Raw genomic sequence first — 26450 nt, 5'->3', positions numbered from 1 at the left:
TCGCTTGGTCAACAGCGGATGCAGCGAGAGGGCCCCACCGTGCCCAAGGCCACCGACCACACCGCGCGGCGTACCCAGATCGCCGACGCTCTCGTTCGGCTGGCGGGCCGGGAGGGTCTACACGCCGTGACCATGCGCTCGGTGGCCGCCGAGGCAGGCGTGTCACTCCGGCTGGTGCAGTACTACTTCCAGAACAAGGAGCACCTGCTGATCGGTGCCCTGCGGCACCTGGAACAGCAGAGCCACCAGCGTTGGGCGCAGCGCCTGGCCGGACTGCCCGACCCGCCACCACCGCGAGCGGTCATCGAAGCGTTCCTGCTCGAAGCCATGCCCACCGACGAGCCCAGCCGCGTCTTCCACCTGGTCGGCACGTCCTACGCGGTCCTGGCGATGACCGACCCCCAGGTCGCCGAACAACCCTTCATCCGTAGCGTCGACCGCCTAGAGCAGCAACTCACCGACACCCTGACCCGCGCGCGTGCCGCTGGCACCCTGGCCCTCGACGCGGACCCCGCCCTCGAAGCCACCCGGCTGATCGCCCTGACCAACGGACTCGGCACCAGCCTCCTAGTCGGCCAACGCACGCCGGAAGAGGCCACCGCGGTGCTGCAGTACCACCTCGACTGCCTCTTCATCGACCAGGCAGACCCGACGGTTCGTACTACTCGGTGAACTCCTTCTCCGCGACGTCCTTGGCACCTCCTACCGTGCCTATGTCCACCACGACCCCCACCACACACCCAGCCAGAGCGCCCAGGTCCCCTCGGTGTTCGCAGGGGTCGCGGCTGGACAGCCGCCATCGTCACCGTGCCGACAGGCAGTCGGGCCGGAATCTTGCGCAAACGCCTGCGCGGTTTGCCGGTCGAAGTACTGACGGACCCTGACCAGCTGCGCGCTGTCCTGCCGTTCACCGAGGCACTGGGCCCGGCAAGCCTGGCCTACCTCGACGAGTGTGACCTCCAACCGGCCGAACTCGACACGGTCGATGCGATACCCCGAGGACATGCCGATCTCGCCACGCTCCTGGCCTCTGTCCCGATGCACGACGCCGACGAATGCGGGTTGGCCGCCATCACCTCCGACGCGTTCGTGGTCCGCCATGGGAACCATGTTGTCGCGGCGGCTGGCTACCAACGCTGGTCGAAGGAGCTGACCCACCTGTGCGTACTCACCGAGCCGAGCCAACGGGGGCGCGGGCTGGCGAGGGCCGCTGCCTCCGCAGCAGTCGCCGACGCCGTGGCGAACCATCTGCTGCCACAGTGGCGGGCTCGACCGGAACCATCGCGCCGAGTGGCGCAGGCACTGGGGTTCCGCCAGCTCGGCGCACAGCTGAGCATCCAAATCGAAGCCTGAGCACCTAGTGCCAGCCCGTTGGCCAGGCGGACGGTCGTGCCGAACCGGCGCGAGCTGCACGATCAGCGGCAGACCCGGATGCTGGCGGGTGGATCGCCAAGTAGGACACCCGCACCTTCATCTACTCATGGCCGCAAGGATCGGCACAAGGACCAGCCATTCCACGCAGACAAGATCCACTTCACCGACCACAGTGGACCACTGCCACACCCCGGCGTACCGGCCTCCCGACCATGATCCAGACGAGCCGACACGCAAACGCACTGGTCAGCACAGGTCGGCACGAAGCCCTGCCGGAACAGCACACCGACAACGGAGCACCATCGGAGCACCCAGATTCCAAATCCTGGGACGATCCGTCCCAACCCGCGAAAGCAATCAAGGCCGTGACTCGCGTTTCCGCTGGTCACGGCCTTGATCGTGAAGTGCGCCCGAAGGGACTCGAACCCCTAACCTTCTGATCCGTAGTCGCCCCCTGTAGATAGACGGCCTGACCAGGGAAAACACAAGATCGAACCCCTCCGGAACTCTGGGGATAAGGCGGTCAACTCGCCACCGCAGGCATCGAGGTTCACCGACTGTAACGATTCGGGCTACAGAGATCCCTTACGCCTCTGCGGCACGGCGGGGCGGGCGAGAGCGGAGAGCTTGCGGAGCCCGGCGGGCTGGACGAAGAGTTCCCGCCGCGCCACGGCGTCGCCCCTCTGGTCGAGCTGGTAGCCCTCCAGCCAAACCCACCCGTGGTAGGTCGGCACATCCATGACGCGGATGAGGCGGAAGAAGATCGGAGCGATGAACTGAGGGCTGGCCGCCCGGGTGACGTGGAAGACGTCACCGGCCCTCACGTCGCGCCTTCCGGTCCCGCCATGCCTCAAGCGTCTTGCGAGCCTCCACGATCCGTGGACACCCGTCGTCGCCGCACTTCGAGCACACGTTGCGGTGGTGAAAGTCGATCACGTAGCCGGCCATGACGACGGAGAAGGGCGGCTCTGGCCGACGCTCAACGCGCATGACGGCCCTTCGCCTGGTTGTGCCCCTTGGCGGCTTGGCGGGAACGCGGCTCAGGCGGCGGCACAGGCTCGCCCTGTCGCGGGGCCGGCTCCCCGTTCACGTTGTCAACGGGTTGGTCGGGGCGTTGGAACCACTTGAACCTAGGCACAGAGCTACTCCCTAGCTGCGGGTTTACCGACGCCTACAGAAGGTAGTCCAACTCGTTCTGTCTTGTCGCCCCACGTCCTGCGACGTTCTGGAACGTTTCCGGGGCCGAACGTCTCAGGACGTCAGGTGAGGATTGGTGACATGCTCGATCCGCTGTCTCCGGTGCCGATGTACGTGCAGCTCGCTGACTTGATCGCCAAGGAGATCGAGGAAGGCAAGCTGCTCCCCCGGCGACCCATCCCGAGCGAGACGCAGCTACGCGGGGAGCACGGGGTAGGCCGGGGCACCGTCAGGCAGGCCGTCGCCCTGCTGCGGGAACGGGGCTTGGTCTTCACCGTGCCGCAGCGCGGTACCTACGTCGCCGAGAAGCGGTAGCCCTCCGGGACTACCCCGGAGGCGAGGCAGCCCCGGAGACGCACGCCTACGGGCTGCACGACCCGTTTCCGGAGGGGCGGCTACCGCGAGAGACGCCTACTACGGCTCGTAGTAGACGGGTAAAGGTGGCTCGGGTTCCAGCACCAACGCTCGCCGCAGGTATGCCGAGCGTAGGGGCGCTCCGGGGTAACGCCCGCACCATAGACGAGCAGTGCCATCCGGGGAACGCTGTAGAAGACGCCTCTGTGCTGCATGTTCGGGGCGATGTTCCTCGGGCGGGAGGTCTTCGAGTACGGCCACTCCCAGCAATCATCCTCGGGCAGGCCACGCAGCTTCACGACCTCGGCGCGCATCGTGAACGCGCTCAACACGGGGGCGGGGATCTCCTTGAAGTGCACCGGCCCGCCGTTCTTCCGGTCCTTCTGGTTATCGCTGGCGGTGCCGACGTAGAGGTGGCCCGGGTTGCAGCAGGTCTTGTTGTCACAGCGGTGACAGGCCAACTCCTTCTGGTCGCTGTCCCAGCGGAGCGGTTCGCCCCGGAGGTACCCCAGAAGCCAGCGGTGCGCCTTCTCCCGGTCGTTAGCCGCCGGCCGGAACCAGCCGTAGCCTTGATCGCTCCCGACGCCGTTCCACGGCCAGCACTCCTCCGGGCCTCGCCGGTCTACGTCCTGCCAGAACCGCTCTACGGCGGGGATCGAGTAGTCAACCACTCTCTTCACGATCTCTCCTCTCTTGCGAAGTGCCCCGGCTCCCATCTCGGGAGCCGGGGCACTTCCCCTCTCGGGTAGTCAGGCCGGGAGGGTTGGGGCGGTACCGGGTGACTAGGCCGGACCTCCCCGGTGGGGTGGGGTTAGTAGGGGAAGACCGCGATCTCACGGTCGAAGAACTGGAGGGTGGTTCCGCTGTGCTTTCGGTACTTGGCCGTGAAGGTCGTGTTGCCGGGGTTGAGGCCGGTCAGGAGCACCTGTGCGGTCTTCCGGTCCCCCACGATCCAGGAGCCGGCACCGCTGAAGGTCGACACAACCGCGTAGAAGTCCTCGGGGGTCTGGGTGTTGGCGCCGCTGAGCTCGACGCCCATGAGCCCTCCCCCTTGGCTGTTGTTGCCGTTGTAGTCGAAGGCAGTCGTGAGCAGGACCAGGGCCATCCCGGACTCGCCGATCTTGACTTCCACATCCGGGCCTACCGTCGCCAGATCTCCCCAGGAGGTAGAGGTACGGGCCTCGACGTTGCGAACGCGGTCAACCCGGGGCCCGAACACGAAGTCGCTGAGCTTCGTCAACTCCCCGCTCGGGCCGGTGACGGCTAGGCCGTAGTCCCCGTCTGTCAGCTCTCCGGCGAGCGCCTTCACGACGCCGTTCTCATCGCAGATCTCCAGCCCAACGCGGCCCGAGCCGGGAAGCTCACCCAGGCGGGCCATGACTTGGCCGTTCGGGTAGTAGACCTGAAGACCAGCGCGGAACGGTGTCGCCGCCCCGTCAAGCTGGTAACCCATTTCTACACGGAGCGGACCGTAGGAATAGCCACCTCCCGGAGAGTCTGGCCTCTCCAAGAAACTATTCTCCCCCTCACCGTAGACCCTGATTCCTCCTGAGCTGTTGATCGATCCGCCGCTTCCAGTGATCCGGACTCCGGAACCATCCCCGCTGCCGGTAATCTCGACGCCCACGCGAGCCATATCAGGCATCCTCGTCGATGCGCCGCTCGACGTACGGCCCGTAGAAGCCATCCGGCCGATCCATTGTCGGCCAGGCAGGCAGGGTTTCGCGCCTGGGCTCGGGCATATCGAGCGCCTGGGCTACCAGACGGGCCACGAGGAAGAATCGCTCTCCATGCCCACCGTTTTCGTAGTCATTGGGCTGTGGCCACTGGCTGATGACTTGATGGGTCATCTCGTGCGCCACCACATCCCGCGTCAATTCGGGGGACAGGGCCAGATCGCTGCGGAGCACGAAGAGCCTGGTATCCGGGTTCCAGCCTCCGAGAGCTTCTGTGGAATTCGGCCCAGTCACCTCCAGAGCCCAAGAAACCGTATTGTTTGCGGGAGGGTCGAAGTGAAGGCCGGCGCTACGCAACCGGGTGAACAGCTCGATATAGATGGCAGCCAGGTCGGTCTTGCAATCCACGCCCCCACCACGGAGTCGGGAGAGGTCGAGGTTGCTGCCGTCGAACCCCACGAAGATTTCCCCAGTCAGCGGGAGAAGATTGCTCACTTCGCTCTCACCATTCCTTGTGTAATTGGCATCGAGCGCCTCCAACTGCTCCCGGAAGGCGATGACCAGTTCCAGCTGTTCGTTCGCCTCCCGCTCCCGGCGCTCGGCCTCGCGGCGAACCTCTACGGCCCGCCTGCATGGCCCGAGAGCCCTTGCCAGGCTCGCTCCGAAGGCGTCCCTACCCCGCGTCCGCTGCACCGCTCTCGCCCTCCCTCCGGGCCTTCTCCCGCTCGAAGAGGGCACGCCCGAGGCTGGTCATCGGCCGGCCCCTCTCGACCTCCCGCTCCAGCCGGCCGAACTCGTCTGCATTGGCCTGGCTCTTCTCCATGATCGAGCGGAGAGAAGGCGTCTTGCCCTTAAGCCCAGCGAGAAGCGCAGCGGCACGAGTAGCGCCAGTTGAGGCTTCCCGGCCCCGCTGTCTCGCCTTGAGAAACTGCTCATCTCGCCGCTGCTGCTCTTCCAGGCGGGCCTTCATTCCGGCGGCCCGTAGCGCGTCCTGCTCGTCTCTCCAGCTCATTCCGCACCGACCATGTTGAAGTGGTAGTTCTTGTCGCCGGTGCGGGAGTCGAGGATGTGGGCCTTCTGGAGCATCGCCCGAATCACCATGGCTTCCTTATTCAGGACTGCGCACAGGAGGTCTTGGGCATCCCGGAAGGGCTGAGTGTCTTCGTTCTCGACCGGGGCGACGGCGGCGTGCCGGCGCTTCTGCCACACACCGCCGGCCGCCACGAGAGCGGTCAACCCCTCGATCTCCTCCAGCTCCCGCAGCGTCTCGGTGGCCCGCTTGAGGTCTTCCTTCACCCGGGCGCTGAGTGCCTGGCGCTGGGCGGCGAGGTACGCACCCCACTCGGGGTTGGCGGCTACGGCAGCCAGTTCCGCGTGGCAGGAGGCAAGGGCCTGCTTCGCGCCGTGGAACCGGGCCAGTGCGGTTTCCTCGGCAGACTTCGCCAGTACCCATTCCTCGGACTGCGCCAGCTTCGCGTTCTCGTCGATCTCGGCGTCATCGTGAACCGCCCGGTACGCCTCGCCCATGACGCGGTTCTCGGTGTCGCGCATCGCCTTACTGGCGGTGCCAATCTCGGCCTCAGCCCGCCGCACCGCCTCACAGGCCCGAGCGAACCGCTCCGCAGCCCTCACGACCTCCGGAGGTACGTGCCGCCCGGGAAGCGAGACGGTGATCTGCCCCGTCCGGACGTACGCCCCGTCACTTACCGGAGCGCTCTTGTACGGCTTCTCAGTCATTGGTGCCCCTCCGGTACTTCCGGACCTTCTCCCGCCGGACCGCCCGCTTCTCGGCGAGCCGTTCCGCCAGCTCAGGGCTCGGGTCCTCGGCGTTCTCGTGGCTCAGGAAACGGCATTGCGGCCCGGTACACGTGTGCCGCGGTTGCTGCTCATATCGCGCATTCATTCACGACCTCCGATCTTGGCATTAACGAAACTATATCGGATCCGATAAGCTATCGTTTATGCCAAGATCAACCGCAGAACTCATCACAGAAAGGCTCAGCAATCCCCGACCGAAGAGGTATCGGGGAGTTGGGCTCACACAGAAGATTCAATTCTGGGCAACGCCGGAGGAGCACGCCGCCCTAAAGCAGTACGCCGAGGAGAACGGGGTCGGAGAAGGGGAAGCCCTCCGCTACGCGATCAAGTTGTTGACGGAGGACGGGGAATGAGTGTTACAGTGCAGGCGAGAAGGGACCAGCTCGCCATATCGGCGCGCCTGGTCCCTTTTGTGCTTTGTGGAGGAATCGAGTGAACACCGAACGCAAGCCGCGCTGCTACTACACCTATTGCCCCGGGGAGTCCTGCCGCGCCCGGGGGTGCCCGAACCGCTGCCGGCGGCCGGGCTGCTGTGGCCGCCGCCAGATGGTGTGGCGTCGGCGAACAAGCAAATGACCCCGGCTGCCGTCCGGGGTCATCGCTGCTCAACTTCTAGGAGGCTCTAATGTACCGCTTGCACCCCTCTGCCCGCTATCGGGCCCTTGCCAGGCTTTCTCCCTCTACCCCTCCCGGTAGCGCCGGTTACGGGCGGCAGGCTCCCTACGCCCCCGAGGGGAGGCCGTAATGGCCCTTGACAAAGGAAAGGCCCGGCTCTCTCCCGCTACTGCTCGCCCCGTGCTTGACGTAGATGGATACCCGGACTATGGACCGGATGACATCACCTTTGATGACATCGACCTCTTCTTTACCCCAGAGCGGAGCCCCGTGCTTGATGCTGAGGGATTCCCGGACTATGGACCGGATGATCTCACCTTTGAGGACATCGATCTGGACGACGACGACCCTGGAGCTGAGGGCGGTATCCCTGTGCGGGAGAAGAAGCTAAACAAGGCCCAGGAAGCGCTACGCCGAATCTCCAAGTTGGAGGCCGAGGCCAAGGCCAAGGAAGAGGCCGAGCAGGCAAGGCTGGAGAGCGACCCGCTCGGGGACTGGCTGACGGTTAGCGATCTGCGGAAGCTCCCGCCGCCCCGGCCGCTGATCGAGGGGTGGCTAGACCAGGGCACGACGGCGGTAGTCACCGGCTCTACTGGCACCAACAAGACCTTCACAGTCCTCGGCTGGGCTCTCTCCGTAGCAACCGGGGTCGACTGGCTCGGCCACAAGGTCAGAAAGACCGGCACAGTCCTGTTTGTGCTGGGCGAGGGTGCCTACGGTCTGTCGAAGCGGATCGAGGCGTGGGAGAAGGAGAACGGGGTGACCGTCCCCGAGGAACGCCTCCGAATCCTCAAGCACCCGGATGGTGTCGCACCGCGCCGCGACAACAAGAATGGGGCTGCCGAGGGGGCATTCTGGCACCGGCTCGATAAGGCCATCGAGGCCACAGACGCGGTGCTCGTTGTGCTCGATACCTTCTCGTCTCTCGCTCCCGAGGCAGACGAGACGAAGGATGCGGCGCTGATTGTGTCCTATATGTCTAAGCGCGCGGAAGAGCACGAGGCAACCCTCATTCTCGTCCACCACACAGGTTGGGTAGACCCCCGGAATGCCGGGGTTGCTAAGCGCGCTCGGGGCGGAAGTCAATTCGAGGCCAACCCAGACTGCGTTATCAACCTCGCGGCTACGGCAGAAAGCGACAACGCGCCCGTCGAGATCTGGCGGAAAAAGAACAAGGAGGGGCCCGCCGGCCTCAAGATTCAGACCGTACGGAAGCAGGTCGCTGATTCGTGCGTGCTGGTTCGGGATGAGCTGTACGACGCCCTCCCCGACGCCAAGGGCGAGAAGGAGCCCCTTGCGGACCGCATTCGCCGCGTAGTCGAGGCCGAGCCGGGCGTCTACTCGATGGGCGGAGCCAACAAGCTAATGGCGGGCCTGAAGAAGCACACTGATAAGGGTGCAGGACAAGGGAAGCTCAAGATCGAGGTGGACCGGCTCCTAGCGGCCGGCGAGCTAGCCCGAGCGAAGGACGGAACGCTTACCATGGCTGGTAATCGGCGGTAATCGGTAATCGTGTTTTCCCTGGTCGGAGGCGGTATTACCATGGTAATCGGACCTGGTAATCGAGCAAGAGAGGAGAGAGCGCGCGTACCTAGCGCTCTCTCTTATAGGTAATCGGTAATTGGTAATCGGCCTCCGACCAGGCTTTATAGAGATAGCTCGATAGATTTGGTAAGCGATCTTGGTAATCGGGGAGGCGTCGGCGGCGAGAAGCGGTTCGGGAGGGTTGAGCGTGTCAGGAAAGGGGCCTAGGTTGGGCGCTACGGGGCGAGGAGGGCGGGAGGGTAGGGCGGGAAGGGTAGGGGCGGCGGCAAGTTTTACGGACGTGGGTTCTACGACGCTACGTAGTAGTAATGGGTGGTCCAGTTAAGGCCAATGAAGGGCCGCCGTCTACCCCGGCAACCATGCCTTGCGCTACCCCAAAGCTAAATGTTTATCAAACCTTAATTGGACAATTGCTGCACCCATTGGTTTGTTTACTGTGCCATTCTGCTCACTCACTGCAATGTTTAGCAAACCAGGCTGCCCTGTTAACTGTGCGACTGCCGGGCGAGGGCAGCGACTACAGGAGCTAACACGGGGGTCAGACGGTCACCACAAAGGCATTGCGAAGCGCGAATGCGTGCCATTGTTGTTCAGTTAACAAGGCAGTGAGTGCCATTGTGGGCACTGGGCGCAATGTTTAGCAAGAGGTGGGTGACCCTTTACTGTGCTGATGCTGATTGGTGGACTGATCGGGGTCAGATGTGCACCATTTTTGCATGCAGAACCACACTACAATGAGAACACCCCGCCTTGTGCGGGGTGTTCGGAAAGGAAGAACTACAGGCGGTCTGCTACCGAGATCCGGCGGGCTGCGGTCTGTGCCCGCTCGACTTCCGCCGACCGGCCGTACCGGCGGGGCATCTCCGGGCTCACCCACCCGAACAACACCATAGCGTCGCTCTCCGACCCTCCCGCTACGCGCCAGTTGTGGGCTGAGGTGTGGCGGAGCTGGTGCGGGTGGATGTGGCCGACACCCGCCTGCCGGGCTCGCCGCTCCAACATCTGATAGAGGCCCGAGGCAGTAAGCGGCTTCCCTCGCGCGCCGAGCCACAGCGCCTCCGAACCGCCCTTCGCTAGCGGGTGGTCCTTCCGGGCTCGGAGGTAGCGGTAGAGGGCCTGCCCGGTCTTGGTACCGAAGGGGATGACCCGGACCCGGCCGCCCTTCCCGAGCAGCTTCACGAGGTCAAGAACCTGATCAACGTCCCCCACCGACATGCCGGCGACCTCGGAGACGCGAGGCGATCCGGGCTCGCACCACAGGCGGATGATTGCGGTGTCCCTTCGACTCTCGAAGTCAGTGCCCGCACATTCGGCCAGCAGCATCTTGAGGGCCTGGTCCGGCACTACTGGGATCGGCTTCTCCACGACCTTCGGCGGCGTCATCTTCCGCATCGGCGACTCCGGAATCAACTCCTCCCGAACGGCCCAGTTGTAGAAGGCCCGCAGCGCCCGGTACCGCCCCGAGGCCGAAGCCGCCGACCGGGACTCCAGGACGTGGAGGATGTAGCCCTCGACCTCGCCGCGAGCCAGCTCCAGGAGGTCTGCGCCCTCTACGAACGCCGCGAGCTGGAGCAGCGTCTCCCGGTAGTTCTGGGCCGTACGGGGCGAGCGGTTACGGATCTTGAGGTCACGCTCGTACGCCTTGATATGTAGCGAGTTGATCTTGGACATGCACGGAGAGTAAGGAGGTATTCACAGGCATGGCTAGACAGAACAAAGCCCCCTACCGCCTTGAGAGGCTGGTAGGGGGCTGTCTGTGCGCCCGAAGGGACTCGAACCCCTAACCTTCTGATCCGTAGTCAGATGCTCTATCCGTTGAGCTACGGGCGCTTGCTGCTGGGCCAGTCTACACACCGGCTTTCGCGCGGAGACTCCGGGATTCGAACCCGGGAGGGGCTTTAAGACCCCAACCGCATTAGCAGTGCGGCGCCATAGACCAGACTAGGCGAAGTCTCCCAGGTGGCCCGTAGACCACCGCGCCCGAGGATACAGGCCCGCACCCTTCCGGGGCAAAGCGACTATCGCAGCGCTGCCGGCCGGGCGGAAAAGATCGTCCGGTGCCGGGCGGACGGGTGCCTCCCACGCAGGCGTTTCCCCGCTGTGCGGCTCCCGGATCGGGGCTAGGCTCCATCGACATGGAGGAGCAGTCGCCGCGCGACCCGTCCCGCCGCGAGCCTGGTGAGGGTGCGCGACGACGCCGTTCACCGAAGGCGGCCTTCATACCGCCGGTCGTCCCCGATCCCGCGCCACCACCGGCGGCGGATCAGGCACCCGAGGGCCCCGAGGCCCCCGAAGCTCCGAATGCCCCGCGCCCCCGGTCGCGCCGGCCGCGAGCGGCCCCCGGGGTGATCTTCCAGCCGCCCGCACCCGGCCAGCCGGCATCGTCGCCGCCAGACCCGGGGCGGGTCGCGGCCCGGCCGGCCCCGGCTTCTTCTGCGGCCTCGGAGCCGTCGTCCGCGCCGGCCGAGGGCACGGCTGGGCGACGTGATCAGCCACACACTGACGCCGGGGAGGTACCGGCCGGGCCCGCCGAGGTGGAGTCGGCCGGGCAGGCTGAGCAGGCTGCGACGGAGGACACCGCCACCCGCCCGGCCCCTCGGCCACGGGCTGCCCGGAAGGCACCTGCCCGAAAGGCGACGCCGGGCAAGGCGGCCACGCCGGGCGGAACAGCCGCGAAGGCGAGCGGGCCGCGACGGGCCACGCCGGCAGGAAAGCGATCGGAGGGGGCCACCACCACCCCGGCCGGGCCGGTGCCCCCGGTCGTGTCCGTGTCCGAGCAGCCGACCCGCCCAGGCCCTGCCCCGGAGGCCGACGCCGGGGCGGGTGGACGGGCACCGGGGACGGCGTCGGCGCGTATCTCCGAGGATGGCCCGTGGGTGACGGCCGGGTGGGCGCTCGACCACCCGGACCTCGCTCCGGAGCTGCTCGCCCTCGCCGCCGTGCGGTCGCTCGGACCGCGCGCGGCCGACTGGGCCGCGTGGCATCGCGCCGCCTATCCGGCGGCTACGCCGGACGGGTTGGCCCGGCTCGCGACCCGGCGATTCGTCAGGCTGGCCGGGGCGGGTGGGGCCGTGGCGACGCTGGCCGGCCTGTTCGCCCCGGTCGTGGAGCTGACTGCGGTGTTGTGGGCGCAGGCCAACCTGGTGCTGCACCTGGCGGCGGCGTACGGCCGGGATCCGGCCGATTCCGAGCGGGCGGTGGAGCTGCTGGTGTTGACCCGGGTGCGTCCGGATGCGCAGAGCGCCCGGGCGGCACTGGACGCGGCAGAGCGGATACGGGCGGGGCGGACGGCGACGGGACGGGGGTCGGCGGGGCAGGCGACGGCGGGGGCGCCGCAGGCGGCGAGAGCGGTCTGGCAGCTGGCCGCGCCGCTGACCGGGCGGCCCGGCGGGTGGCTGGGGGTGCGGGTGGCGTCCCGGCTGCTGCCGGGGGCGGCGGTGCTGACCGCGGCCGTGGGCGACTCGGCCGCCGCCGAGCGGCTAGCGGCGCGGGCGGTCGCCGCCTACCGCCCGCGCCCGGCCTCGACCCCGGCTCCGGCCCCGGAGGTGCCGCCCCCGGGGCCGGTCAGAGCCAGCTGAACCAGGCCTTCGGCAGGAGCGCGTAGCCGACGAAGGCGACCACGTCGAGCAGGGTGTGCGCGACGATCAGCGGCATCACCCGCTTGGTGCGCAGGTAGAACAGGCCGAACACGACGCCCATCACGGCGTTGCCGACGAACGCGCCGAAGCCCTGGTAGAGGTGGTAGGAGCCGCGCAGCACGGCGCTCGCCGCGAGCACCGCGCCGAGCCGCCACTGCAGCTGGCGCAGCCGGGTGACCAGGTAGCCGACGACGATCACCTCCTCCAGCACGGCGTTCTGCGCGGCGGCGAGGATCAGCACCGGGACGGCCCACCAGACGTCCGGCAGGCCGGCGGGCACGAGGGTGGCGTTGACGCCGAGCTGGGCGGCGGCCCAGAACAGGGCGAGGCCGGGCAGGCCGATGAGCGCCGCGAGGCCGGCACCGCGGGCCAGGTCGGAGCCGGGCCGACGCAGGTCCACCCCGAGGGTACGGCCGGGGTCGCCGGGGTCGCGGGCCAGCAGGTGTACGGCGAGCAGCACCGGCAGCAGCGCGAAGACGATGCCGAGCAGCTGGTAGGTCAGGTCGAGCCAGGGGCGGGCCGAGTGCGAGGTGTTCAGCGCGGCGGTCTGCTTGGACAGCGGGCCGTCGGCGGTCAGCTTCGCGATGATCGACACGAGCGCGTAGACGGCCGACTGCCCGAGCGACAGCCCGAGCACCAGCAGCATCTCCGTGCCGAGGACCCGGCGGGACACCGGGCGGGTGAGCTCCTCAACGGTCACCGCACCACTGTGCCCGACCACCCGGCCCGGCGGACACGGGTCAACCGGGCGGTGTGAGGCGATCGCACATTCTGTGCGACCGACGGGCACGCTCCGTGGACATTCTATGGGTGCCCGATCGCCGTCAGCCCGATCCGCCGTCAGGAGGAGCGCCCCCGTGGACCATGTCGCGCGGTTGCTGAAGGAGAGCTGGACCCTGGTCGAGGAGGACCGGGACCGGCTGAGCGGTCACTTCTACGCCCGGCTCTTCCTCCTCGACCCCGCGCTGCGTCCGCTCTTCCCGGTCGAGATGACCGGCCAGGGTGACCGCATCCTCGACGCGATCGTCACCGCGACCCAGGTGGTGGACGATCCGGAGAGCTTCGACGAGTATCTTCGCTCGCTCGGCCGGGACCACCGGAAATACCACGTCGACGCGGCGCACTACGAGACGATGGGTGTCGCGCTGCTGGACGCGCTGCGCAGCACCGCCGGCGACGGCTGGAACCTGGAGTACGACCAGGCCTGGCGGGACGCGTACGGGGCGATCTCGGCGAAGATGCTGGCCGGGGCGGCGGCGGACGACAATCCGCCGTTCTGGCACGCGGAGGTGTTGACCCACGAGCGGCACGGGCAGGACACCGCGGTGTTGACGGTGCGCGCCCTCCAGCATCCGCTGCGGTGGCGGGCCGGCCAGTACGTCAGCGTCGAGGTGCCCCGGCACCTGCCCCGGGTGTGGCGGACGTACTCGGTGGCGAACGCCCCGAACGACGACAACGTCCTGGAGTTCCACGTCCGTACGCCCCCGGGGGCCGGTTGGGTCTCCGGGGCGCTGGTGCGGCGCACGAGGCCGGGCGACCTGCTGCGCGTGGCCGCGCCGATGGGTTCGATGGTCCTGGACCGCGACTCCGAGCGGGACGTGCTCTGCGTCGCCGGCGGGGTGGGGCTGGCCCCGATCAAGGCGCTGGTGGAGGAGCTGGCCGGCTGGAACCGAACCCGCTGGGTGCACATCTTCTACGGTGCCCGCCACGCCGCCGACCTGTACGGGCTGGCCGGGCTCCGCGAGCTGGTGGAGGCCCACCCGTGGCTGTCGGTGACGCCGGCGTGCAGCGATGAGCCGGACTTCGACGGCGAGCGGGGTGACATCTCCGATGTGATCACCCGCTACGGCCCGTGGACGACCCACGACTGCTACGTCTCGGGCTCGGCCCGGATGGTCCGGTCGACGTTGCGAGCCCTCGCGGAGGACGAGGTCCCGCCGCCGAACATCCGGTACGACACCTTCGGCGACCTGTAGGTCGGCCGGCAGCCGTCGTTCCCCGCCCGGTCGGCAAGCCGGGCGGGGTCGGCGGCAGAGAAGCTTTCCTCCCCCCGAAAAAGACCGGGTCGCGTGCCCCCGCCCCCTGGGGCACGCGACCCGGTCCCCCTCTCGGCCCGGGCCCGTTCCGGCGCGAGGTCACCCCGCCTCGGCCAGGGATGCCGTGCCCGCCTCGGCGCGAAGTCACCCGGCGCCCCGTCCGGGGTCGCCTCGGCTCAGTACCGCCAGGGGGTGCCGGTCTCGCGGTATTCCTCGACGGGCACCAGCGGCACGCCGGGCGTCATCCGGTCGACGTAGAGGCGGCCTTCCAGGTGGTCGATCTCGTGTGCCACGAGCCGGGCCATGGCGAACTCGAACGAGGTGATGAGGCGGGCGCCGTCCCACTGGGCGTGTTCGACGTCGATGCGCAGCGGCCGGGGCACCAACCCGCGGTGGTCGAAGAAGGAGAGGCAGCCCTCGTACTGCTCGTCGGTCTCGGGGGACGAGTCGACGACCCGGGGGTTGAGCAGCACCACCGGCTCGGCGGCCCGGTCGGGCGGGCGTACGACGGCGGCGGCCCAGGCGAGGCCGAGCTGCGGCGCGGCGATGCCGACGCCCTTGCTGAACGGGTGCAGCTCGTCGAGGCGGACGAGCGCCGAGCCGAGCCGTTCGACGACCTCCCGGGCGATCCCCTCCTCGGCGGGCAGGTCGAACTGGCGGCTGGGCTGGCGGAGCAGGTCCGCGCCGCGCTGGACGATGCCGAGCCCGCGCATCCGGTCGCTGGCCCGCACCCGGGCGACGCCGGCCGGGCCGCCCGGGTCGGAGTCGGGCGGGCGGCTGCGGAACCGCCACTGCAGCCGGTACCGGGCGTTGAGCGGCGGGTCCTCCGTCGCCCAGTCAAAGACGGCCCGGTCGGCGCGGTCGTGTCGGACGACAGGGCGGCGCAGCGGCCCTTCCTCCGCCGAGAGCGAGGTCTCCAGCCCCCAGACCTGGGGGTCCAGCTCCGCGGGGAGGTCCAGCCGCACCGCCAGGTGCCGGGTGGGCAGGCGTACGGCGCGCTGGAACCAGGGGCCCCACTTCTCGCGGCCGACCTGGTACGCGTATTCGATGGTGACCCGGTCGCCGGGGTAGAGCGGGAACCGGCCCTCGTCGTTCTCGAAGAGCAGCCAGATCTCCTTGAACGCGTCCCGGTCGTGTTTGGCCCGCCAGTGCATCGGCTCGGGCTGCCCGCCGCCGTCGTCGCGGTGCGCCCGCAGTTGCAGCTCGGCGAAGGTGAGCGGGTGCTCCCGGTGGTGCCGGTTGGACCGGCCCGGGTCGTTGGGGTAGCGGTCGACGGCGACCCGGACGAGGTAGCGGGTGACCGGTTCGGTGCCGGCGTTGTAGAGCTCCCGGCGGATGAGGCAGTGGTAGGCGCCGTCGGTGTGGGTGAGGACGGCCTGTTCGCGTTCGACGATGAGCCCGGTGCCGGGGGGCATCCACTGGCCGGGGGCGGGGTGGTCCCGGGCGGGCGTGGCGGAGCGGCCGTGCCGCAGTTCGTCGTACTCCCGGAAGCGTTGCCAGATCGCGCCGCTGGCCTCCAGGACGGCCTCGGCCCGGCGGGCGAAGTCCTCGGTGGGTCGGTGCCGTCGCCCCTCGACGTGGCTGACGTAGGACGGGTCGAAACCCATCAGTGTGGCCAGCTGCTTCTTGGACAGCCCCCGCTCGGTCCGGTGCCGGGCAAGTTCGGCCGCGAACGACTCCGCGGCCCGCTCGATGGGAGAGGTCGTCATCAGCTTCCTCAACGCCGGGGAGTATCAGTTTCACGTTCCGCACGTGAACGCGCACAGGAATGACATCTTGCCGACACTCAACTTGACAATTCACCCACGAACGTCAATCATTTCGCGACCCGAGTGCCGGCCTCACACCTCCCGCCGCCCCCGGGCTTCCGCCCGCCGGCCCTGCGGCTCGACCGCCACCCCGGGCCGCGGGCCTCGCGTTTCCGCCGCCCCGGGCCGGGTAGTAGCGGCGCATGACCCTCCCGGTCGACGGGCCGCCGGAGTGACCGGAGCCTCCCTCCAGCACCCAGGTGAGGCTTTCCTTATCCGATCGGGATGGTTAGGCTAGCCTTAGTTCACTTGCCGGCGTGTCCGGCGGGCGCAGAGGCGGGGGGGGGATCAGGTGACAGCGGTGCTGCCCACGCGGGAGACCGCGACGCCGCTCGCCCCGGTGACCGCCACCCTGCGCGCCATGTTCGGCACCGACGACCTGCCCGGTCTCGCCCCGGGGCTGCTCGTCACCGACGACCGGTTCGGCTGGGCCCCGGCCACCACCCTCGTCGACGGCAGCCGGCTGCCCGAGCTGCTCGCGGCCGCCGCGCTGCGCTGGGGCAGCACCCCGCACGCCTGCGCCGCCCTGGCCTGGAAGTCGTACAGCTACTGGGCGGCCCTGCCGGCCGTCCTCGGCTGGGCGGCGGCCCGCAGGGTGCCGCTGCTCGACCCCGCCGACGTGTTGATCCACTTTGAGGACCATCGCCCGCTGGTCACCCTCGGGCTGCGCCGGTCGACCACCGTCGCGGTGCTCCCCGGCGACCCGCTGGCCCTCGCGGGGCTCCCCGAAATCCGGGTCGTCGCCGACGAGGCCGCGCTGCTGGCCGCGCTTCGCGCCTCGCTGCTCGACGCCCACCTCGCCCCGCTGGTCGCCGCCATCCAGGCCGAGGTCCGCATCGGCGCCCGTACGCTGCTCGGCTCCGTCGCCTCCGGCATCGCGCACGGCGTCCTGCGGGCGGCCGACGCGCTGCCCGGCCCCGCGGCCCGGCACGTGGAGACGCTGCTCGGCGCGCTCGACCTGGCGGACCTGGTCGAGCTGGTGCCCGGCCCGGCCGGCGAGCCGACGGTCCAGCGCCGCACCTGCTGCCTCGCGTTCACGCTGCCCCGGCCCAAGGTCTGCCAGGGCTGCTGCCTCCGCACCGCCTGACCCGCCGCCGCCTCCGCTGGCCCCCCGCCCGCGCCCACCAACCGCCCCCGCTCGCCAACCGCCCGCGCTCTCCGGCAGACCGCGCTCTCCGGCCGGCCGCCGCCGGGCTTCAGTTCGTCAGCGGGCGGACGTCCCACACCCAGGCCCCGCCGGTGTACGTGGGGCGGATGCCGGTCAGCTCGGTCATGCCCCGGCGCAGCGCGTCGGCGTGCTCGTGCGGGCCGAGCACGACCACCCCCGCCCGCCAGTACCGCAGATCGTCCACGGCGCTCACCCGGGTCAGCGGGGTGACCGGGGGCACCTGGCCGGTGCGCCGGATGGTGATGAAGAAGCTGCTGGTGGGGCGGGGCGGCGCGGTGAACAGGGCGATCCGCCCCTCCGGTGCCCGGGGGCGGGTGTCCGGCCCGAGGAAGTAGCCGCGCGCCAGCGGCAGGTCCAGCCCGGTGGCCGCCGACCAGCGCAGCGGGTCCGGGTAGTCGGTGTCGGGCAGTGGCAGGGTGACCACACTGCGGCCGCCGGCCACGTACGGACGCCAGGCGCCGGAGGTGACGAACTCGGGCACGGGGTCGAGGCGGGCCGAGGGCAGCGGGGTGGGGAACGCGGGGAGCAGCGCCATGGTCAGCACGGTGGCGGTGGCGAAGCGGATCTGCGGCCGGGCGGCGGGGTGGTCCCGGGCGAGCCGGCGGGCGCGGTCCGCGCCGAGCGCGAGCAGCACCCCGACGATCGGTACGGTCGCCAGCGCCCACCGGGTCGGCACCACGGAGTGCAGGATCGGCAGGTCCTCCAGCGCGGCCCAAGGGCCGGCGACGCCGGTGGCCCGGCCCTCGAACTGGATCTCGCGGCCGAGCGAGAGGACGGCGAAGAGGAGGCCGACCGCAGCAAGGCCGAGCACCACGGGGCTGCGCCGCAGCCACCACACGATCGCGCCCACCAGCACGACGAGCGGCCAGCCGAAGAAGCCGTTCTCCTCGGTGGGGTTCTTCACCAGCTCCCGGTTGGCCTCCGGGTTCCCCGCGACCGACTCGCGGGCGAACGCGGTGAACGCGGCCAGGTCGGTGCGGTAGCCGCGGATCAGCCGGGACAACCCCTCGTAGGCGCCGGGGCCGAAGAACTGCACATAGAGCGGGTAGGCCAGCAGGGCGGCGGAGAGGACGGCGGCGACCGCGAGGCCGGCGAGGAAGGGCCGGGCCTGCCGGCGCAGGTCGGGCCGGCCGAGGGCGAGCGCGACGACCACGACGCCGAGCCCGATCGCGGTCATCAGCAGGATCTCCAGGTTGATGAACGCCTGCCAGACGATCACGAGGCCGAGCAGCACGCCGTTGCGCAGCCACCGGCCCCCGTCCGCCAGCCGCAGGGTGCGCCAGACGATGAGCGGCACGACGAACTGGCTGACGATGTTGGGGTGGGCGTTGGCGTGCGACACCATCGCGGGGGCGAAGGCGCAGAAGCCGGCACCGAGCCAGGCCGGCCCCCGGGCGCCGATCAGCACCCGGGAGAGCACGAAGTACCAGGCGGTCGCGGTGGCGATCATGCCGCCGGTGAGAAAGACCAGGAATGCAGTACGCGGACCGAACAGGACGGTGACCGGCGTCATTGGCAATGAAATGGACAATACGGATGTATTAGCCATCAGATTCACGCCGTCCGGCACGTTCATCCGGTCCGAACCGAACGGGTATGCGAAATCGGTCACCACGCGCGCGCCGTGCGCCAGCATCCATTCGAAGAGCGCCTGATCGGATCGGTTGTCCCGCACCCCGTGCGCCGGGTTCGACCAGAAGCGCAGCGTCACCCAGAACGCGATCAGCGCGAAGCTGAGCACGGCGGCGGCGTCCGTCCAGCGGCCCCGACGGGTCGCCGCAGCACCGGCCCGCCGCTCTTCGCGGGCGTCCTGCGCCGGGGAGCCGCCCCCGCCGCCCCCGGCCTCGCCGTCGGGGCGGCCCGATTGATTAGTAGTCATGACAATTCGTAGAGTAGTCAGGGTTTGGCACTGACGTGACATGTTTCTGGGGACTGGCGTACTATGTGCCGGGTTCGCCGACCGCCGATCTCGTGCCCACCCCCGACCGCAATTCGGCCACTTCGGTGCCCCGATTTCCCCGCCGTCCGCTTCGGATGGTTCACTCTGTCGGTCCCGGGGCAGGTCGAGTCACACCGTGAGGAATCGACGCATGGCAGATATCACTGGGGATCAGCGAGTCCAGTCCGAGGTCCTTGAGGGGCTCGCGACGGCGGTCAACCACCGCAGGTGGTTCGTCGAACTGGCCGTCCCGCACCTCGGTGACAACCCTATCGAGATCGGCAGCGGGCTGGGCGACTACGCCCTGGAGTGGTCGGCGCACCTTCCCCGGTTCACGGCCACCGAGGCCGACCCGGATCGGCTGATCGCGCTGAAGGAGCGCCTCGCCGAGCAGCCGACCATCGAGGTGCGGCAGATGCTGCTGCCGCACTCCGAGCGCGGGGACTACAGCGCCGCCGTCTCGTACAACGTGCTGGAGCACATCGAGGACCACGTGGGCGCGCTGCGCAGCATGCGCGACCTGGTCCGGCCCGGCGGCAACGTGATCATCATCGTGCCGGCGTTCGAGTTCGCGATGAGCCCGGCGGACATCGCCACCGGCCACGTCCGGCGGTACACGAAGAAGACCCTGGCCGCCGCGATGACCGAGGCCGGCCTGACCGTGGAGAAGATCCACTACGCGAACGCGCTCGGCCTGATCGGCTACTTCATGGCGACCAAGGTCTTCCGGCTGATGCCGAAGGAGGGCCCGATGGTCAAGGTCTACGACACCCTGGTCCTCCCGGCGACCAAGGCCGCCGAGCAACTGGTCCGCCCCCCGTTCGGCCAGTCCGTCTTCGCCGTCGCCCGGGTCCCCGCCTGACCCGAACCCCCTCCTGCAGCGATCTTGCACTTAGGGCCCCGACAGAACGGGCAAAGGCCGCGAGCGGCGGGCCCCAAGTGCAAGATCGCGGGAACGGGTGGGGCTGGGTCAGTCCTTGACCTGGTACGTCGGGCGGATCACCGCCCGGGCCAGGGTGTGGAAGGCCAGGTTGAAGCCCACGTACGCGCAGCTCGCCCCCGCGCCCACGTCGAGGCGCTCGACGTCGACCGCGTGCACGGCGAAGACGTACCGGTGCGGGCGGTCGCCAGCGGGCGGGGCGGCCCCACCGAACCCGGTGTCGCCGTAGTCGTTGCGGACGCTGAACGCGCCGCCCAGGTCGGCCTCCTTGACGCCCCGGGGCAGCTCGGTCACCGAGGCGGGCACGTCGACCAGGACCCAGTGCCAGAAGCCGCTGCCGGTCGGCGCATCCGGGTCGAAGCAGGTGACCACGAAGCTCTTGGTCTCGGCCGGGAAGCCCGACCAGGCCAGGTGAGGCGAGACGTTCTCGCCGCCGACGCTGCCGTGGGCGTACCGGGCGTCCATCGGCTCGCCGTTGTGCACGTCGTCGCTGGTCAGGGCGAACGACGCGACGGTGGGCAGCAGCTCGTACGGGTCCGGGGCGATCGGTCGTTCCAGGGACATCGGGATGGTCCTTCCGGTGGGCGCGATTTCCTGCGCCCCTTCTTACCCCGCGACGTCCCGCCTATCGACCACCGGCACGCTTTCGGTCCCTTATCGTCGCGCTGCCTGCAAAGCCCTTGACGCGACGGTGTCTGCATCCACCATCAGAGGCGGCGGATGACCAACCCGGGCTTGACGTCTGCGGCCGCCGACAGTTGCGCGATGTCCTCGGGGTCGCTGGTGAACACGATGCCACCGCAGGCCAGGGCAACATTGACCACGCAGGCGTCGACCACGTCACGCGTGCCCGCCTTGCCGCACAGGACACCGGCCGCCTTCGCCAGCTCGACCCCGACCGGAACGACCTCGCAACTGTGCAGGAACCGGCCGAGCTGGACCTGCCGACGGGCATCGCGCCACGCCTGGCCCACCACGACGGACGGGATGAGCAGGCGTCGCCCCTCCTCCACGGCCAGGTGGTGGATAACCCACATCCGCCGGTCGTTGCCGTCGATCGCGAGCAGCACCCCGGCGTCGTAGACGTAGGGAATGCTCACGCGGCAGCTTGCCCTGCGGCACCGAGCGCCTGGGCGTCGGCGGCGGCCATCTCGGCGCGCGCTGCGGCGAGTTCCTCCACCGTGAACGCTCCATGCTCGGCTTGCCACTCCGCGACCAACCGTCGACCCACCCGCCGCCGGAGTTCGCTCTCCGCTGCGCTGGCGACCAGCCTCGACAGCGGCACCCCATCCTCACTAGCGGCCGCGCCGAGCGCTTCGACCAACTCTTCGGGGAGGGTGACGGTGATCTTCCTAGAAGCCATACAATCACCATACCGCGATATGGCGGGCCACCACATCGTGCCTCGGCACCCCTTCATGGGTGTTTCCGCTGCTCAGGAGGCGGAGGGTGTGGGATTCGAACCCACGAAGACATCGCTGCCTTACCGGTTTTCAAGACCGAGAGTCACACGGGGCTGACCTGCACCAACGAAACCTGATCGGCGACAGCCGACACATACACGACATGGAGGGAACGAAGGTAGAGCGCGGAGAACAGCGCTCACCTTCGGTCGCCCCGGACGTGTAGTCCGGATCACCCCCGCGTGTGCGGGGAACAGCCAGACCGTCCCGGTGGACTGGGGCGCAATCTAGGGATCACCCCCGCGTACGCGGGGAACAGCACTACGCGCCGATCCCCGACCCCGACGGCGTGGGATCACCCCCGCGTGCGCGGGGAACAGTTCTTGCCCTGCCCGTCGGCGTCCTTGTACGCCGGATCACCCCCGCGTGCGCGGGGAACAGCTGCGCGACGGCGGCATCGACTACCAGGCGTGGGGATCACCCCCGCGTGCGCGGGGAACAGCGATGGAGCGACGACACGGCCGCGCCTCCCTGGGGATCACCCCCGCGTGCGCGGGGAACAGCGCGAGCTTGGACAGTGGGATCACCGCCTCGTCGGATCACCCCCGCGTGCGCGGGGAACAGTCGCACGACGGGGCCGAGGGGTCGCCCGCGTACGGATCACCCCCGCGTGCGCGGGGAACAGGTCTCATCGAACGTCCACCAGTCCGCGCCGTACGGATCACCCCCGCGTGCGCGGGGAACAGCCGAGCTGCGCGGTGGTCGCCGGCCACGGTGACGGATCACCCCCGCGTGCGCGGGGAACAGGATCTTCCCGAATGCGCCGGTGACCGTGGCAAGGGATCACCCCCGCGTGCGCGGGGAACAGCTGGGCACCGCCTCGCCGATCGCGCTGGCCCTGGGATCACCCCCGCGTGCGCGGGGAACAGGACACCCGGATGATGGTCTTCTCCGGCTCCGCGGGATCACCCCCGCGTGCGCGGGGAACAGCTGCTCGTCGCTGAACGCCACGGCAGGCCTCCGGGATCACCCCCGCGTGCGCGGGGAACAGCGATCGCACTTGATGTACGCGGGGCTAGCATTCGGATCACCCCCGCGTGCGCGGGGAACAGGTGGTGATGCGCGGCAGGCTGCCCCCTAGGCATGGATCACCCCCGCGTGCGCGGGGAACAGACCTGGCGGTGTTGCAGGCCAAGATGCCGGCCAGGATCACCCCCGCGTGCGCGGGGAACAGCCCTTAACGACGAAGTCGATGACACCGATCGACGGATCACCCCCGCGTGCGCGGGGAACAGACTACGGCGAACATAGCGACCCGCTCGTAGTCGGGATCACCCCCGCGTGCGCGGGGAACAGACCGACGGCGGCTGCTGCGGCGACGACGGCCTGGGATCACCCCCGCGTGCGCGGGGAACAGACTTCCTGACCTGGACCGCTAAAGATCAACAATGCCGATTTCATTCACTTGCCCGACCAAGATCCCTCCGCCGCGCCGCTCGGTTGATGGTGACAAGGTACCGCTGACTCGCCGCGCTTCGCGCGCCCCGCGCCCCGGTGACCGCACAGCCGCGCGGCGGCCGAAGAGCGGAATCCCACGTCATTCAGGACGCTGACCAGCGCGAACGCTGGTGATCTCGGACACGAGACACGAATACGGCACGCGGGTCACACCTCACCCGCCCGGCGAGCGCGCCGGAAGGTGGCCGCCCAGTCGTCGGGTGCATAGCCTGATCTATGCACCCGACGACAGCGAGGAGACCTGTGAAGACCGGAGGCATCCCAGGTGCCGGCTATCGCGAGATCGCCCAGACCCTGCGAGAGTCGATCCAAGCCGGGGAGCTAGCACCCGGAGCGGCGCTGCCTCCCGAGTCGGAGGTATGCAGGCGTTGGGCCGTGTCCAGAGTGACGGCACGTCGCGCCCTGGGCGCATTGGAGGCTGAGGGGCTAATCGAGTCGGTTGCCGGTCGGGGCCGCTTCGTGAAGGCCGAGGATCAGGGGCAACCGCGAGTCGCGAGCCGCGCCGAGTCGATCGCTGCGGAGATCCGAGCGGAGATCCAAAGCGGACGACTAGCGGCCGGTGAGAGGGTCGACAGCGAGGCATCACTAAGCGAACGATACGGGGTTGCGCGCGGCACATCTCGTCAAGCGCTCCTGATTCTCGACAGGGGCGGATTTACCACCACGATCCCGGGCCGGGGCCGCTTCGTCACGTCACCTCACGAGAGTAGCGAGATTAAGAATCGTGCGGAGGAGGTAGCGCGATCCTTAGAAGGGGAGATTCGTGCCGGCAATTTCCCAGCCGGCACCGAACTTCCTGCCGAGAAACACCTTTCCTGGCGCTATAGCGTAGCACGCAGCACGGTTCGCCGCGCATTGGATATTCTAGAGTCCAATGGCTTAATCGTGAGGCTGCCGGGCAGGCCTCGCATAGTCTTGGGGAACAACACTACCTCGGATGGATGAATTGACAACTAGGGAAGCATCGCAACCATTCAGTTCAACAGCGGCGGCACTTGTTCTTAGGGAAGCCTGTTCCGTCGTTGGCGCTTCATCGACCAATGCGACGCTGATGAGGCTGGGAGAGAATGCGATCTTCTCCGTTCAGCATCCTTCTCTCGTCGTTCGCATCGCTCGCAGCAGGGGCCACTTAAGGGATGCTGAGAAAGAAGTCCGTGTCGCCCGATGGCTGGAGCGTTGCGAGGTGCCCGCCGCTCGCCTCTATCCGGTAGAGCAGCCAATCCTTGTAGGTGCGCACCCCGTGACGTTCTGGCGAAAAGTTGCTGATACCGGCGACAAGGCTTCCGCAAGCGCCTTGGGCGCAGCGCTTCGCCTTGTCCACGACTGCGGAATTGACGACGCCGTTGGGCTCCCAAGACTCGACATCTTTGGTCGCGTCGGTGACCGACTGAGTAAAGCAGCGAATGTCTCGCCGGAAGTACTAAATTTCCTTCACTCCCGCCTAGGCAACCTAAGAACGGCGTACGCCGCACTTTCGTTTCCAAGTCCTCCGGTCGCGCTGCACGGAGACGCACATGTCAAGAATCTAATCTGCACCCCTGACAACGAGGCAATCCTGATCGACTTTGAGGCGTTCTGCTTCGGGCCGCCTGAGGTAGACCTGTCCGTCACTGCCACTGAATACGAGATCGGCTGGCATAGCCCAGAGGACTACCACGCATTCTGCGAGGCGTACGGAGCGGATGTGCGAGAATGGAGTGGCTTCCAGATTCTTCGCGATATCAACCTGTTCAAAATGACAACCTGGCTGATGCAGAACGTGGGCGAAAGCGACTTGCACGCAGAGGAATTCGACAGGCGGCTAGCCACGTTGCGTCGCCCGACAGCAAGGTCGCAGTGGCAGCCATTCTAGGGAACTTGGCTACCGACCGGCCAATACCGCGTCGAACATGGCCAGCGCTCGCTTAGCCTCTGCGCTGCCCGTATACGGCGTGAAGTCGGACCGGAGGTCTCTCACGTAGCGTAGATAGCGCTCCGACTTGAGCGCCCCAGCAAGGTGAATTGCCTCAAGCGCCACCTCAGCAGCCTTCCCCACATCGGGGGTGGGTGTGTGCAAACAGCTTGCCGCGTTTACGAGCCTGATAAAGGCATGAGTACGAACGTAGGCAGGATCGGTAAGCTCGATAGCCTGCGACACAAATTCCAACGCCTGTGCAGGCGAGCGCAGATCTCGGAAACAGTGGGCAGCCTCGCCCGCCATTTCGGCTTCATCGAAGTAGTAGATCCAAGGCGGATCGTCGCAGGAAACACGACGATTGAACATGCTTTCCGCCTCATGTAGGACACTCGCACAACTACGGCTGTCACCGGCCCCGGCTCGCGCCCGCGCCTCCATTGCAAGGAACATGGCCGAGACGGTTGCGCTCGCTACACCTCGGGTGCCCTCTTGCGCGGCACGCGCAAGTTGCGCCGCTTCCTGATGGTGTCCTAGATAGTTGGCTTGATGACTCATGTTGGCGAGTAGGCGACCGCCCATTACGCGATCGCCACCCGCCTGAGCAAGGCGAAGACCTTGAATCAGGTAGCGCTGAGCCAAGCCATGTTGGCCGAGATCGTAGGCCGTCCAACCGAGAAGCTGCGCTACCTCGGCCGCCGCCGAGAACAATTTTCGCCCAACGCTCTCCGAATAACTGCCGTCGAGCAAAGGCAGCACGTCATGCCGGAAGTACTGCGCGAGGGCCGTCCGGGCGTGGCCACCGCCGAATTGAAAGTCTAGGTTCATGAATAATTTGATGGTTGAGCAGACGGCGGCCACCTCGGCCATTCCTACCCGACGGCTCGTCGCGTTAACGGGCACAGATTCAGGGCGAGACAGAAGCCATGCCATGAGTGGGCCGGTCCACGCGCTTGATACCGCTGCCGCCTTTTGGAGCTCAATAGAACCGGAAATGTCATGCTCGGCCGTGCTGGTCAAGCTGCGGTAGGTATCAGGCAATGCGTCGGCGTAGTGGAGCGACTCGATTGACAACGCGCCGCGTGCTTGATAATCGAAGCCCAGCATGGAGGGTGTCAGCATCGCCCCCAGGGCGTCACTGAGCGCTTCGGCAATGAGAACGGCGGTCTGAGGCCGAGGTTGCACGCCATCTAGCCAGCGGCGCACATCGACGTGGGTGCAACGGACCGCAACTCCCCTGGCCTCGCCGAAGGCCCGGAGTCGGGCTGCGCAGCCCTTGTTGGACCAACCGGCTCGTGCGAGCGCCTGCACAAGCAGCTCGTTGGGCACGCCACCTCCCCAGTGATCGAACTCTCTCCGCAGTCAAGTGTGTACTCACCTGCAAGGTCAACACCAAGCCGGGGCAAGTGCTCCCCCAAGTGAACCCCCGGCCGCTCCAATGAACCCCCATGATCTCCCTGTTGACCTGCGTCGATAGCGGCTTAGCTGGATTCCAGCACCACCACGAAGGACGCGACCTCCCAGCAC

25 protein-coding genes, 3 tRNA genes and 1 CRISPR repeat array are annotated in these 26450 nt (G+C 68.1%); of the genes, 11 read left to right on the top strand and 17 right to left on the bottom strand.

The window, feature by feature from the left end; genetic code table 11:
• The first annotated feature begins 18 nt into the window (after positions 1-18).
• The gene (locus tag LPA42_RS07040) at positions 19-672 is read left to right on the top strand and encodes a TetR/AcrR family transcriptional regulator (protein WP_228986428.1); all 654 of its coding nucleotides are present in this window, start codon (positions 19-21) and stop codon (positions 670-672) included.
• Between the two features lie 162 nt (positions 673-834).
• Positions 835-1353: a GNAT family N-acetyltransferase gene (locus LPA42_RS07035; protein WP_198956384.1), complete on the top strand. Its 519-nt coding sequence runs from the start codon at positions 835-837 to the stop codon at positions 1351-1353.
• Between the two features lie 593 nt (positions 1354-1946).
• On the opposite strand, the gene LPA42_RS07030 is transcribed toward LPA42_RS07035, so the two are convergent.
• On the bottom strand, positions 1947-2198 hold the full coding sequence (locus tag LPA42_RS07030; protein WP_077935185.1) for a hypothetical protein: 252 nt from the start codon (positions 2196-2198) through the stop codon (positions 1947-1949).
• A 439-nt stretch (positions 2199-2637) separates the two neighbouring features.
• Between LPA42_RS07030 and LPA42_RS07025 the strand changes: the two genes are divergently transcribed.
• Positions 2638-2886, top strand: a complete 249-nt coding sequence (locus LPA42_RS07025) for a winged helix-turn-helix domain-containing protein (RefSeq protein ID WP_228986427.1) — start codon at positions 2638-2640, stop codon at positions 2884-2886.
• 80 nt (positions 2887-2966) lie between these two features.
• Here the strand turns inward: LPA42_RS07025 and LPA42_RS07020 are convergent, their stop codons facing one another.
• The 5 genes from LPA42_RS07020 to LPA42_RS07000 form a co-directional block, all read right to left on the bottom strand.
• Positions 2967-3605, bottom strand: coding sequence for an HNH endonuclease (locus tag LPA42_RS07020; RefSeq protein ID WP_077935187.1), 639 nt, complete (start codon positions 3603-3605; stop codon positions 2967-2969).
• A 131-nt stretch (positions 3606-3736) separates the two neighbouring features.
• Positions 3737-4552, bottom strand: a complete 816-nt coding sequence (locus LPA42_RS07015) for a hypothetical protein (RefSeq protein ID WP_144082484.1) — start codon at positions 4550-4552, stop codon at positions 3737-3739.
• A gap of 10 nt (positions 4553-4562) precedes the next feature.
• Positions 4563-5294 (bottom strand): hypothetical protein, encoded by a 732-nt coding sequence (locus LPA42_RS07010; RefSeq protein WP_077935189.1) that lies wholly within the window; start codon positions 5292-5294, stop codon positions 4563-4565.
• Complete coding sequence (locus tag LPA42_RS07005) at positions 5275-5613, bottom strand: hypothetical protein (protein WP_077935190.1); 339 nt, start codon at positions 5611-5613, stop codon at positions 5275-5277. The genes LPA42_RS07010 and LPA42_RS07005 overlap by 20 nt, the downstream gene beginning before the upstream one ends.
• Positions 5610-6152 carry a hypothetical protein gene (locus LPA42_RS07000; protein ID WP_144082485.1) on the bottom strand — a complete coding sequence of 181 codons (543 nt, stop codon included), beginning with the start codon at positions 6150-6152 and terminating at the stop codon, positions 5610-5612. Before LPA42_RS07000 ends, LPA42_RS07005 begins: the two co-directional genes overlap by 4 nt.
• Before the next feature lie 410 nt (positions 6153-6562).
• On the opposite strand from LPA42_RS07000, the gene LPA42_RS06995 reads away from it, so the two are divergent.
• Both LPA42_RS06995 and LPA42_RS06990 read left to right on the top strand, forming a co-directional pair.
• Complete coding sequence (locus LPA42_RS06995; protein WP_144082486.1) at positions 6563-6772, top strand: hypothetical protein; 210 nt, start codon at positions 6563-6565, stop codon at positions 6770-6772.
• Positions 6773-7163: 391 nt separating this feature from the next.
• Positions 7164-8537 (top strand): AAA family ATPase, encoded by a 1374-nt coding sequence (locus tag LPA42_RS06990; RefSeq protein WP_077935192.1) that lies wholly within the window; start codon positions 7164-7166, stop codon positions 8535-8537.
• A gap of 819 nt (positions 8538-9356) precedes the next feature.
• Here the strand turns inward: LPA42_RS06990 and LPA42_RS06985 are convergent.
• The 3 genes from LPA42_RS06985 to LPA42_RS06975 all read right to left on the bottom strand — a co-directional run bounded on the left by LPA42_RS06985 (position 9357) and on the right by LPA42_RS06975 (position 10535).
• The gene (locus tag LPA42_RS06985; RefSeq protein WP_077935193.1) at positions 9357-10250 is read right to left on the bottom strand and encodes a tyrosine-type recombinase/integrase; all 894 of its coding nucleotides are present in this window, start codon (positions 10248-10250) and stop codon (positions 9357-9359) included.
• Positions 10251-10336: 86 nt separating this feature from the next.
• Positions 10337-10409, bottom strand: a tRNA-Arg gene (locus tag LPA42_RS06980).
• A 35-nt stretch (positions 10410-10444) separates the two neighbouring features.
• Positions 10445-10535, bottom strand: a tRNA-Ser gene (locus LPA42_RS06975).
• A gap of 920 nt (positions 10536-11455) precedes the next feature.
• Here LPA42_RS06975 and LPA42_RS06970 point away from each other — a divergent pair.
• Entirely contained in the window at positions 11456-12157 is a 702-nt protein-coding gene (locus LPA42_RS06970; protein ID WP_198956385.1) for a hypothetical protein, read from the top strand.
• Here the strand turns inward: LPA42_RS06970 and LPA42_RS06965 are convergent.
• Positions 12144-12863 (bottom strand): CPBP family intramembrane glutamic endopeptidase, encoded by a 720-nt coding sequence (locus LPA42_RS06965; protein WP_077935199.1) that lies wholly within the window; start codon positions 12861-12863, stop codon positions 12144-12146. The two genes, LPA42_RS06970 and LPA42_RS06965, sit on opposite strands and share 14 nt — an antisense overlap.
• A gap of 211 nt (positions 12864-13074) precedes the next feature.
• Here LPA42_RS06965 and LPA42_RS06960 point away from each other — a divergent pair, with 211 nt between their 5' ends.
• Entirely contained in the window at positions 13075-14193 is a 1119-nt protein-coding gene (locus LPA42_RS06960; protein ID WP_077935194.1) for a globin domain-containing protein, read from the top strand.
• A gap of 236 nt (positions 14194-14429) precedes the next feature.
• On the opposite strand, the gene LPA42_RS06955 is transcribed toward LPA42_RS06960, so the two are convergent.
• Positions 14430-15962 (bottom strand): peptide deformylase, encoded by a 1533-nt coding sequence (locus tag LPA42_RS06955; protein WP_077935195.1) that lies wholly within the window; start codon positions 15960-15962, stop codon positions 14430-14432.
• A gap of 403 nt (positions 15963-16365) precedes the next feature.
• Between LPA42_RS06955 and LPA42_RS06950 the strand changes: the two genes are divergently transcribed.
• The gene (locus LPA42_RS06950) at positions 16366-17148 is read left to right on the top strand and encodes an IucA/IucC family C-terminal-domain containing protein (protein ID WP_077935200.1); all 783 of its coding nucleotides are present in this window, start codon (positions 16366-16368) and stop codon (positions 17146-17148) included.
• 109 nt (positions 17149-17257) lie between these two features.
• Here LPA42_RS06950 and LPA42_RS06945 read toward each other — a convergent pair whose 3' ends face one another.
• A complete protein-coding gene (locus tag LPA42_RS06945) occupies positions 17258-19108 on the bottom strand; it encodes a hypothetical protein (RefSeq protein ID WP_228986426.1) in 1851 nt (616 codons plus the stop codon).
• Positions 19109-19319: 211 nt separating this feature from the next.
• Here LPA42_RS06945 and LPA42_RS06940 point away from each other — a divergent pair, with 211 nt between their 5' ends.
• Positions 19320-20030 (top strand): class I SAM-dependent methyltransferase, encoded by a 711-nt coding sequence (locus LPA42_RS06940; protein WP_043960820.1) that lies wholly within the window; start codon positions 19320-19322, stop codon positions 20028-20030.
• A gap of 108 nt (positions 20031-20138) precedes the next feature.
• On the opposite strand, the gene LPA42_RS06935 is transcribed toward LPA42_RS06940, so the two are convergent.
• The 4 genes from LPA42_RS06935 to LPA42_RS06920 form a co-directional block, all read right to left on the bottom strand.
• Positions 20139-20672: a YbhB/YbcL family Raf kinase inhibitor-like protein gene (locus LPA42_RS06935; RefSeq protein WP_043960821.1), complete on the bottom strand. Its 534-nt coding sequence runs from the start codon at positions 20670-20672 to the stop codon at positions 20139-20141.
• 143 nt (positions 20673-20815) lie between these two features.
• Complete coding sequence (locus LPA42_RS06930; protein ID WP_052503557.1) at positions 20816-21208, bottom strand: type II toxin-antitoxin system VapC family toxin; 393 nt, start codon at positions 21206-21208, stop codon at positions 20816-20818.
• The gene (locus LPA42_RS06925) at positions 21205-21471 is read right to left on the bottom strand and encodes a hypothetical protein (protein WP_077935201.1); all 267 of its coding nucleotides are present in this window, start codon (positions 21469-21471) and stop codon (positions 21205-21207) included. The genes LPA42_RS06930 and LPA42_RS06925 overlap by 4 nt, the downstream gene beginning before the upstream one ends.
• 83 nt (positions 21472-21554) lie before the next feature.
• Positions 21555-21631 (bottom strand) — tRNA-Ser (locus LPA42_RS06920).
• Positions 21632-21740: 109 nt separating this feature from the next.
• A CRISPR array of direct repeats spans positions 21741-22928; the repeat unit is 28 nt; unit sequence GGATCACCCCCGCGTGCGCGGGGAACAG.
• A 317-nt stretch (positions 22929-23245) separates the two neighbouring features.
• Here LPA42_RS06920 and LPA42_RS06915 point away from each other — a divergent pair.
• Positions 23246-23974, top strand: coding sequence for a GntR family transcriptional regulator (locus LPA42_RS06915; protein ID WP_077935202.1), 729 nt, complete (start codon positions 23246-23248; stop codon positions 23972-23974).
• Complete coding sequence (locus LPA42_RS06910) at positions 23967-24881, top strand: phosphotransferase family protein (protein WP_228986425.1); 915 nt, start codon at positions 23967-23969, stop codon at positions 24879-24881. The genes LPA42_RS06915 and LPA42_RS06910 overlap by 8 nt, the downstream gene beginning before the upstream one ends.
• 9 nt (positions 24882-24890) lie before the next feature.
• On the opposite strand, the gene LPA42_RS06905 is transcribed toward LPA42_RS06910, so the two are convergent.
• On the bottom strand, positions 24891-26252 hold the full coding sequence (locus LPA42_RS06905; protein ID WP_144082487.1) for a sporulation protein: 1362 nt from the start codon (positions 26250-26252) through the stop codon (positions 24891-24893).
• Positions 26253-26450 lie beyond the last annotated feature (198 nt).

The sequence above is a fragment of the Micromonospora sp. DH13 genome (assembly GCF_020873825.1).
GTDB lineage: Bacteria > Actinomycetota > Actinomycetes > Mycobacteriales > Micromonosporaceae > Micromonospora > Micromonospora haikouensis.
The sequence above is the reverse complement of the archived record's forward strand: the minus strand, read 5'-3'. Positions and strand labels throughout refer to the sequence as shown.

Excerpts from the sequence above, each read along its gene's own strand:
- LPA42_RS06910 (WP_228986425.1), top strand. The coding sequence starts at position 23,967 with ATGGATGAATTGACAACTAGGGAAGCATCGCAACCATTCAGTTCAACA.
- LPA42_RS06940 (WP_043960820.1), top strand. The coding sequence starts at position 19,320 with ATGGCAGATATCACTGGGGATCAGCGAGTCCAGTCCGAGGTCCTTGAG.
- LPA42_RS06935 (WP_043960821.1), bottom strand. The coding sequence starts at position 20,672 with ATGTCCCTGGAACGACCGATCGCCCCGGACCCGTACGAGCTGCTGCCC.
- LPA42_RS07005 (WP_077935190.1), bottom strand. The coding sequence starts at position 5,613 with ATGAGCTGGAGAGACGAGCAGGACGCGCTACGGGCCGCCGGAATGAAG.
- LPA42_RS06945 (WP_228986426.1), bottom strand. The coding sequence starts at position 19,108 with ATGACTACTAATCAATCGGGCCGCCCCGACGGCGAGGCCGGGGGCGGC.
- LPA42_RS07040 (WP_228986428.1), top strand. The coding sequence starts at position 19 with ATGCAGCGAGAGGGCCCCACCGTGCCCAAGGCCACCGACCACACCGCG.
- LPA42_RS06995 (WP_144082486.1), top strand. The coding sequence starts at position 6,563 with ATGCCAAGATCAACCGCAGAACTCATCACAGAAAGGCTCAGCAATCCC.
- LPA42_RS06955 (WP_077935195.1), bottom strand. The coding sequence starts at position 15,962 with ATGACGACCTCTCCCATCGAGCGGGCCGCGGAGTCGTTCGCGGCCGAA.
- LPA42_RS06990 (WP_077935192.1), top strand. The coding sequence starts at position 7,164 with ATGGCCCTTGACAAAGGAAAGGCCCGGCTCTCTCCCGCTACTGCTCGC.
- LPA42_RS06985 (WP_077935193.1), bottom strand. The coding sequence starts at position 10,250 with ATGTCCAAGATCAACTCGCTACATATCAAGGCGTACGAGCGTGACCTC.
- LPA42_RS07000 (WP_144082485.1), bottom strand. The coding sequence starts at position 6,152 with ATGCGCGACACCGAGAACCGCGTCATGGGCGAGGCGTACCGGGCGGTT.
- LPA42_RS06925 (WP_077935201.1), bottom strand. The coding sequence starts at position 21,471 with ATGGCTTCTAGGAAGATCACCGTCACCCTCCCCGAAGAGTTGGTCGAA.
- LPA42_RS06915 (WP_077935202.1), top strand. The coding sequence starts at position 23,246 with ATGCACCCGACGACAGCGAGGAGACCTGTGAAGACCGGAGGCATCCCA.
- LPA42_RS06965 (WP_077935199.1), bottom strand. The coding sequence starts at position 12,863 with ATGCTGCTGGTGCTCGGGCTGTCGCTCGGGCAGTCGGCCGTCTACGCG.